Origin of the sequence: Streptomyces phaeochromogenes, assembly GCF_001418655.1 — a bacterium.
Taxonomy (GTDB): Bacteria; Actinomycetota; Actinomycetes; order Streptomycetales; family Streptomycetaceae; genus Streptomyces; species Streptomyces phaeochromogenes.
In genome coordinates, this window is the sequence record NZ_LIQZ01000009.1 from 1 (window position 1) to 8733 (window position 8733).

The following is an 8733-nucleotide window of genomic DNA, read 5'->3' on the forward strand; positions in this document are numbered from 1 at the left end:
CCCCCGCCGCGGCCCCCGACTCCGGCCCCACCGAGCATTCCGACGCCGGCGTCACCGACGACCCGACCCACGAGAAGGGGCTCTGACATGGCTCCCGTCTTTGCCCATGGCCGCCTGCGGCTCTACCTGCTGAAGCTCCTGGACGAGGCACCGCGCCACGGTTACGAGGTGATCCGCCTCCTGGAGGAGCGCTTCCAGGGGCTGTACGCGCCGTCGGCCGGCACCGTGTACCCCCGGCTGTCCAAGCTGGAGGCCGAAGGCCTGGTCACCCACACCACCGAGGGCGGCCGGAAGGTGTACGCGATCACGGACGCGGGCCGTGCCGAGCTGGCCGACCGCAGCGGTGAACTGGTCGATCTGGAGCTGGAGATCCGCGAGTCGGTGGCCGAGCTCGCCGCGGAGATCCGTGCCGATGTGCGCGGCGCGGCGGGTGATCTGCGCCGGGAGATGCGGGCGGCGGCGAGCGAGGCGCGGCGGAGTTCCACGGGAGCGGGAGCCAAGGGCGAGCGCGCCGAACACGAGGGCGCCCACGGGGACTTCACGGACTACGGCGACAAGGAGGCGTGGCGCATCGCGAAGGAGGAGATGCGCCGCGTCAAGCAGGAGTGGAAGGAGCAGGCCCGGCGCGCCAAGGACGAGAGCCGGCGGGCCCGCGAGGACGCCCAGCGGGCACGCCACCAGGCCAAGGAGGCGCAGGAGCGGGCGCGGGCGCAGGCCCAGGAGGAGCTCCAGCGCATCGCCAAGCGCGTCCAGGACCAGGTGCAGGACCACTTCACCCGGGGCGACTGGCCGACGGGCGTGCGCGAGGGCATCACCGAACTGGCCAAGGAATTCGGCGAGTTCGGAAAGGACTTCGGCAAGGAGTTCGGGAAGGACTTCGGCTTCGGCCGCCCGGGAACAGGAAAGGGGCCGGTCACAGGAGCAGGCTCCGGGGCAGGCCCTGGGACTGATGCAGGAGCAGGGGCTAGGGCTGCGACAAGGGAGCCCGACTACACGGTCACTCCTGAGGACTTCCCCGCCGAGTACGAACCCTCCTGGGCCCATGAGGACTCCACGGGCGACCCCGCCCGCGATCTCGACCGCCTCCTGGACCGCTTCCGCGACGACATCCGCGACGCGGCCCGCGACCACGGCGTGACGGAGGAACAACTGCGCGACGCCCGACGCCACTTGTCGACAGCGGCGGCGCACATAGGGGCGGCACTGCGGACGCCCAAGGGCTGAGCGGAGGCCGACCGGGGCGGCCGGGGCGGGGGCACCCATCGACTCCAGGGCACCCCCGCCCCGGCAGGCTCCGGCGGCGGACCCACCGCCCGCCACTGGCTCCAGCTCCGGCTCCGGCTCCCGCGACGGGCGGGGCGGGGCCCACCATGGTCGCCCTGCATCGGACCCACCATGGCCAGTTCGACATCGAACCCGCCCGCCATGGCCAGTTCGGCACCGGACCCAGCATGGTCGCTTCGGCGGTGACCCCACCGCCGCCGACCCCTACGACGGGCTGGGTCGACCGGACCGACCGGGTCGACCCAGCCCAGGTCAGCCCGGTCCGGCCCACGCCGACTGTGGTAGCCCCGCGCTGCCCCCGGCCTGGACCCACCCCGCTCGCCCGGCCGACCGACGGCGAAGGCCCCTCAGCCCGCCTTCGCCTCTCCCCCGCCGTACAACACCCGCCGCAGCGACGCGTATGTCACCCCGTGGTCGGCCAGGACCTCCGCCGCGACGCCGGGGCGGGCGGCGAGGGCGAGGAGGAGGTGCTCGTCGCCGATGTACCGGTCCCGCTGGGCGAGAGCCATCCGCAGGGACTCCGTGAGAAGGTCCTTGGCCCCCTGAGCGAAGGGACGATGCCCACCGACGAGCCCGGACCACCAGCTCCTCCCCCGCCCGGCGCCCGTCCCGCCGGCCCGCAGCGCGCCCTCACCGTGGGCTTCTTCGACCCGGGAGACGATCTCCGAGACGTCGATGCCCAGCCCCGAGAGCGCGTCCGCGTCGGCGCGGGAGAGCCCGCCACGACGCCGCGCCTCGGCCAGTGCCTGCTCCACGGACTCCTTGCGCTCCGCGAGCCCCAGTGACATGAGGGCGAACGACGCGCGGCTGGCCTCACGGTCGAGCAGGGCCAGCAGTACGTGCTGCTCCTCGACCGTCTCGGCGTGCAGCCGCTCGGCATGGTCGACCGCGCCGAGCACCACCGCCCGGGCGTCCTTGGTGAACCGTTCGAACATCACTGCCTCCCGTACTTCTTGTGCACGGCCTGCCTGCTGACACCCAGTTCCGCGGCGATCTCCTGCCACGACCAACCCTGATTGCGCGCACTGCGCACCTGAACCGCTTCGAGCTGCTCCAGCAGTCGCCGCAACGCGGAGACGGCCCGCAGCCCGATCCGCGGATCACGGTCGCCCGCGCGCTCGGCGAGATCCGTTGCTTCGGTCATGATGTCAACTTAGATTGACAGGCCCTCGAATGTCAACCGCAGTTGACACCCGATGGTGTGCGAAACCAAGGGCGCGCAAGACCCGCGCCCAGGCCCGGAACGGCGTCAGGGAGTGGTCAGAACGACCTTGCCGAAGAGCTCACCGGAGTCCATCCGCTCGAAGCCCTCGCGGGCCCGGTCCAGCGGAAGGACCTCGTCGATGACGGGACGGACACCGGTGGCGGCGCAGAAGGACAGCAGGTCCTCCAGCTCGTCCTTCGTGCCCATCGTGGAGCCGACGACCTTGAGTTCGAGGAAGAAGATCCGGGTGAGCTCGGCGTGCGAGGGGCGGTCGCCGCTCGTGGCACCCGAGATGACCAGGGTGCCGCCGGGCTTGAGGGACTTGACGGAGTGGGACCAGGTGGCGGCGCCGACCGTCTCGATGACGGCGTCCACGCGCTGCGGCAGCCGCGCGCCGGACTCCACGGCCTCCACGGCGCCCAGTTCGAGGGCCCGCTTGCGCTTGACCTCGTCGCGGCTGGTCGCGAAGACCCGCAGCCCCGCGGCCTTCCCGAGCGCGATCGCGGCGGTGGCGACACCGCCTCCGGCGCCCTGCACGAGAACCGAGTCGCCGGGGCGTACACCGGCGTTGGTGAAGAGCATGCGGTACGCCGTCAGCCACGCGGTGGGCAGACAGGCCGCCTCTTCGAAGGAGAGCTCCTTGGGCTTGGGCAGGACGTTCCAGAAGGGCACCGACACCTGCTCGGCGAAGGTCCCCTGGTACCGCTCGGTGAGGATCGAGCGCGGCTCCTTGGGGCCGACCCCGTGTCCCGTCTGCCCGATGACGGAGTGGAGTACGACCTCGTTGCCGTCCTCGTCGACGCCGGCGGCATCGCATCCGAGGATCATCGGCAGCTTGTCCTCGGCGAGCCCCACGCCACGCAGCGACCAGAGGTCGTGGTGGTTCAGGGAGGCGGCCCTGACGTTGACGGTCGTCCAGCCGTCCCGGGCCTCGGGAGCGGGCCGCTCCCCCAACTCAAGGCCGTTCAACGGCTGGTCCCGGTCAATACGAGCAGCGTAGGCAGCGAACATGCCCTCGACCCTAGGCTCCACCGCCCTCCCGACGGAACCACGTCCCCCTGTGACGCGTGTCCCGCCGGGTGGGGGCGGTTCGGCTGACTGTGTACGCGGGCCGGTGGGGAGAAAGCAGGGGCGCAGCCCCGCTTTCAGGGGCGCGGGGAACTGCGCCCCCAGCCACGACCAACCCGCACCCACTGCCCCCCTCTCACCCACCCATCCACTCACCCAGCCGAACCCCGAAGTAAAAAATCTCCACGCACAAAAAGTTCGGGCCCCGCCCACCAGGACAGGACCCGAACCTCACACACAGCCGAACAGACTTCAGCCGAACAAACAGACCTACAGACCTACCGCCGGGCCACACCCTCGGCCCGGGCCGCCGCGGCGACCGCCGCCGTGACGGCGGGAGCAACCCGCTCGTCGAACGGCGACGGAATCACATAGTCCGCGGCGAGGTCGTCCCCGACGACCGAAGCCAACGCCTCGGCCGCAGCGATCTTCATCCCCTCGGTGATCCGAGAGGCCCGCACCTGGAGCGCCCCCGCGAAGATCCCGGGGAACGCCAGCACGTTGTTGATCTGGTTGGGATAGTCCGACCGCCCGGTCGCGACGACCGCCGCGTACTTGTGGGCGACATCGGGATGCACCTCGGGATTCGGATTCGCCATGGCGAAAACGAACGCACCCTCGGCCATGGACGCCACGGCCGGCTCCGGCACCGTACCGCCGGAGACGCCGATGAAGACGTCGGCCCCGGCGAGCGCGGACTCAAGCGTGCCCGACAGCCCCGCCTTGTTGGTCATGGCGGCCAGTTCCCGCTTGACCGGCGTCAGGTCGTCCCGGTCCGTCGACACGATGCCCTTGCGGTCGGCGACCGCGACATCCCCGAGCCCCGCCTCCAGCAGGAACTTGGCGATGGCGACCCCGGCCGCACCCGCGCCCGAGATGACGGCCCGCAGCTGTCCCAGGCTCCGCCCGGTCAGCCGCGCGGCGTTCCGCAGGGCCGCCAGCGTGACGACGGCCGTGCCGTGCTGGTCGTCGTGGAAGACGGGAATGTCGAGCCGCTCCTGCAGCTTCCGCTCGATCTCGAAGCACCGGGGCGCCGAGATGTCCTCCAGATTCACGCCGCCGAAGGACGGCGCGAGCCGCACCACGGTCTCGACGATCTCGTCGACGCCGGTGCAGGCGAGCGCGATCGGCACGGCATCGACCCCGCCGAACTGCTTGAACAGGATCGCCTTGCCCTCCATCACGGGGAGGGAGGCTTCGGGTCCGATGTCACCGAGCCCGAGCACGGCGGTGCCGTCGGTCACGACGGCGACCACGGACGACTTCCACGTGTAGTCATGGACGAGCTCCGGCTGCTCCGCGATGGCCATGCAGACCTTCGCGACGCCGGGCGTGTACGCCAGGGACAGGTCGTCCTTGTCACGGACGGGCACCGTGGCCTGCACGGCCATCTTGCCGCCGCGGTGCAGCGCGAATGCCGGGTCGAAGGAATCGAGGGGCTCGGCCCCGCCTTCCTGATCCGTACTGCTGTCGCTGCGAGGATTGACGATCTCCGCTGCCACTTTGTTTTACCCCTTAAGTCTTAATGGTTGAGGGTTCCGCTCCGGGTGAGGAGTGGGCGGGCACCGCATATGTCCCAGATGACGGTTACGTACGCATACGTACGGGTCATACGCGACGGGCGCGCCGCACACGCGCCCTGAGCCCCGGATGAGGGGTGTAAGGAACCTTCTTACCCGACGGACCACATCGCAGACGAGTCCATGGCGCGAAGGTCACACGTCGACGACGGAAGGCCGCACACCGGAGGGCTCCGAGCCGGATACGGGCCGAAAACCGGCCGGATACCGGAGAGCGAAGGTCACATACCGGTGACAGGACTCATGACCGAATATGCCGAACGCGCCCATTTCGCGAATAATCCACCGATGCACACCGAAGCACCGCATACACGGAGAAGCGGTCGCCCGTTTCGCCCAGTACACCGAAGATCTTCCGGTCATGACGGGGGGTTTTCCGCACAAGATCCGGCTTCGACGGACCGACTCGGTCCGGTTCGGGGGTCACCCGTTATCCGATTTTGACATGGCAGGCACCCTGAAGGCGCGAGTCCGAATGGCAAGATGCCGTAATCACACGAGGTCGCGACACCCGAAGGTGTGTGTTCTCGTCGACCCATCGGCTACTGCCGACCCATCGGCAACTCCACCCACCCGCCGGAGGAACCCACCATGACCGCAAGCTCCACCCGTCGTACGACCGCCGCGCAGTCCCGGATAGCCGCGGTCGGTGCGATCGCGGTCGCAGGCGCCCTGCTGCTCACCGGCTGCGGTGACCAGACCAAGGACAAGGACAGCGGCAGCTCGGACACCGCTGACTCCAGCGCGGCCCCGCTCGCCGACCAGCTGCCCAAGGCCGTCCGCGACAAGGGCGTCATCAAGGTCGGCTCGGACATCGCGTACGCGCCCGTCGAGTTCAAGGACGACTCGGGCAAGACCGTGGGCATCGACCCCGACCTCGCCGACGCCATGGGCAAGCAGCTCGGCGTGAAGTTCGAGTTCGAGAACGGCACGTTCGACACCCTGCTCACCGGCCTGCGCTCCAAGCGGTACGACATCGCGATGTCGGCGATGACGGACACCAAGGACCGCCAGGAGGGCATCGACGCCGACACCGGCAAGAAGGTCGGCGAGGGCGTCGACTTCCTCGACTACTTCACCGCGGGCGTCTCGATCTACACCAAGCAGGGCGACGACCAGGGCATCAAGACCTGGGACGACCTCTGCGGCAAGAAGATCGTGGTGCAGCGCAACACCGTCTCGAACGACCTGGCCAAGGACCAGGCCAAGAAGTGTCCGGCCGGCAAGAAGCTCTCCATCGAGGCCTTCGACAACGACCAGCAGGCCCAGACCCGGCTGCGCGCCGGCGGCGCCGACGCCGGTTCCTCGGACTTCCCCGTCGCGGCGTACGCGGCGAAGACCTCCGGCGGCGGCAAGGACTTCGTGGTCGTCGGCGACCAGGTCGAGGCCGCTCCGTACGGCATCGCGATCGCCAAGTCGAACACCGAGCTGCGGGACGCCCTGAAGGCCGCGCTCGACGCGATCATCAAGAACGGCGAGTACGACAAGATCATCGCGAAGTGGGGCGTCGAGGCGGGCGCCGTCAAGGAAGCCACCCTCAACGGCGGCAAGTGACCGCGTACCCAGCGGCGCTGAAAGGCAACATCCGTGACTGTTGACATCGACAAGACGGCCGGCCCCCAGGACACTCCCCCGGGCGGACCGGAGGCCATCAAGGCCATTCCGGTCCGTCACTACGGGCGGTACGTCTCGGCCGTCATCGCGATCGCGATCTTCGTCTCGATCATCTACGCGTTCGCCCAGGGCAAGATCAACTGGGGCGCCGTACCGGACTACTTCCTCGACGACCGGATCCTCAAGGGCGTCGGCCAGACGATGCTCCTCACCGTCCTCTCGATGGTGATCGGCATCGCGGGCGGCATCCTCCTCGCGGTGATGCGCCTGTCGAAGAACCCGGTGACCTCGTCGATCGCCTGGTTCTACATCTGGTTCTTCCGCGGCACCCCGGTCCTGGTGCAGCTCGTCGTCTGGTTCAACCTGGGCCTGGTATTCCAGTACATCAACCTCGGTCCGATCTACAAGGACTACTGGTCGAGCTTCATGACGCCGCTGCTGACGGCGCTCCTGGGACTCGGTCTGAACGAGGCCGCGTACATGGCGGAGATCTGCCGCGCGGGTCTCCTGTCGGTCGACGAGGGCCAGACCGAGGCCTCGCACGCCCTGGGCATGAGCCACAGCAAGACCCTGCGGCGGATCGTGATCCCGCAGGCGATGCGCGTGATCGTGCCCCCCACGGGCAACGAGGTCATCAACATGCTGAAGACGACCTCACTGGTGTCGGTGGTCCAGTTCGCCGAACTCTTCAGATACGCCCAGGACATCGGCCAGTCCTCGGGCGCACCGGTGGAGATGTACTTCCTGGCCGCCGCCTGGTACCTGGTCCTGACCTCGGTGCTCAGCGTCGGGCAGTACTACATCGAGCGGTACTACGCCCGTGGTTCGAGCCGTTCGCTCCCGGCCACGCCGTTCCAGAAGATCAAGGCGAACATGCTGTCACTGTCCAACCGCTCGGGGGGAGGGGCCAACGCATGAGTGCAGACATGACCAAGAACACGACCGCGGCGGGCTCGGGCTCCGGTGCGCCCATGGTCAAGGCCGAGGGCGTCCACAAGTCGTTCGGCCCGGTCGAGGTCCTCAAGGGCATCGACCTCGAGGTGAAGCCCAGCGAGGTCTTCTGCCTCATCGGCCCCTCCGGCTCCGGCAAGTCGACGTTCCTGCGGTGCATCAACCACCTGGAGAAGGTCAACGCCGGGCGCCTGTACGTGGACGGTGAGCTGGTCGGCTACCGCCAGCGCGGCGACAAGCTGTACGAGCTCAAGGACAGCGAGGTCGCACTGAAGCGGCGGGACATCGGCATGGTATTCCAGCGCTTCAACCTGTTCCCGCACATGACGGCGACGGAGAACGTCATGGAGGCGCCGATCCAGGTCAAGGGCGTGAGTAAGGCGCAGGCGCGGGAGCGCGCGGCGCAGCTCCTTGAGCGGGTCGGTCTCGCCGACAAGGCGGGGAACTACCCCTCGCAGCTCTCCGGCGGCCAGCAACAGCGGGTCGCCATCGCCCGGGCGCTGGCGATGGACCCGAAGCTGATGCTCTTCGACGAGCCGACCTCGGCCCTCGACCCGGAGCTCGTCGGCGACGTCCTCGACGTCATGCGCGACCTCGCCGAGTCCGGTATGACGATGATCGTCGTCACCCACGAGATGGGCTTCGCCCGCGAGGTCGGCGACTCACTGGTCTTCATGGACGAGGGCGTGGTGGTCGAGTCCGGCAACCCGCGTGACGTCCTGACGAATCCACAGCAGGAGCGGACGCAGTCGTTCCTCTCGAAGGTGCTTTAGCCTCCGGCGGTTCGGCAGGTATGCGGAGGGGCGGTACGGATTTCCGTACCGCCCCTCCGCGTTGGGCCGACGCCGGACGGTGTCCGGCACCGGGCGGTGTCCGGCACCGGGCTGAGTCCGACGCCAGGCGGTATCCGGCACCGGGCTGAGTCCGACGCCAGGCGGTATCCGGCACCGGGCTGAGTCCGACGCCAGGCGGTGTCCGGCGCCGGGCTGTGTCTCGTCTGCGGGTCGGTGAGGGCTGAGCGCGCAGTTCCCC

Annotated in this window: 8 protein-coding genes; 4 read left to right on the plus strand and 4 right to left on the minus strand. The window is 69.1% G+C overall.

Annotated features, from left to right (window positions below; all coding sequences use genetic code 11):
* The first annotated feature begins 87 nt into the window (after positions 1-87).
* Positions 88-1224: a PadR family transcriptional regulator gene (locus AOK17_RS01200; RefSeq protein WP_055610353.1), complete on the plus strand. Its 1137-nt coding sequence runs from the start codon at positions 88-90 to the stop codon at positions 1222-1224.
* A gap of 407 nt (positions 1225-1631) precedes the next feature.
* Here AOK17_RS01200 and AOK17_RS01205 read toward each other — a convergent pair whose 3' ends face one another.
* The 4 genes from AOK17_RS01205 to AOK17_RS01220 form a co-directional block, all read right to left on the minus strand.
* Positions 1632-2219: a Clp protease N-terminal domain-containing protein gene (locus AOK17_RS01205; RefSeq protein WP_055610354.1), complete on the minus strand. Its 588-nt coding sequence runs from the start codon at positions 2217-2219 to the stop codon at positions 1632-1634.
* Entirely contained in the window at positions 2219-2428 is a 210-nt protein-coding gene (locus tag AOK17_RS01210; protein WP_010984411.1) for a helix-turn-helix domain-containing protein, read from the minus strand. The genes AOK17_RS01205 and AOK17_RS01210 overlap by 1 nt, the downstream gene beginning before the upstream one ends.
* A gap of 105 nt (positions 2429-2533) precedes the next feature.
* Positions 2534-3499, minus strand: a complete 966-nt coding sequence (locus tag AOK17_RS01215; protein WP_055610355.1) for a zinc-binding dehydrogenase — start codon at positions 3497-3499, stop codon at positions 2534-2536.
* A 335-nt stretch (positions 3500-3834) separates the two neighbouring features.
* Positions 3835-5058, minus strand: coding sequence for an NAD(P)-dependent malic enzyme (locus AOK17_RS01220; RefSeq protein ID WP_055610356.1), 1224 nt, complete (start codon positions 5056-5058; stop codon positions 3835-3837).
* A gap of 669 nt (positions 5059-5727) precedes the next feature.
* Between AOK17_RS01220 and AOK17_RS01225 the strand changes: the two genes are divergently transcribed.
* The 3 genes from AOK17_RS01225 to AOK17_RS01235 are packed head-to-tail and all read left to right on the plus strand — an operon-like array spanning position 5728 to position 8474.
* Positions 5728-6690, plus strand: coding sequence for an ABC transporter substrate-binding protein (locus AOK17_RS01225; RefSeq protein ID WP_055610357.1), 963 nt, complete (start codon positions 5728-5730; stop codon positions 6688-6690).
* A gap of 33 nt (positions 6691-6723) precedes the next feature.
* Positions 6724-7668 carry an amino acid ABC transporter permease gene (locus AOK17_RS01230; protein ID WP_055610358.1) on the plus strand — a complete coding sequence of 315 codons (945 nt, stop codon included), beginning with the start codon at positions 6724-6726 and terminating at the stop codon, positions 7666-7668.
* Between the two features lie 53 nt (positions 7669-7721).
* On the plus strand, positions 7722-8474 hold the full coding sequence (locus tag AOK17_RS01235; protein WP_055610359.1) for an amino acid ABC transporter ATP-binding protein: 753 nt from the start codon (positions 7722-7724) through the stop codon (positions 8472-8474).
* Positions 8475-8733: the final 259 nt, after the last annotated feature.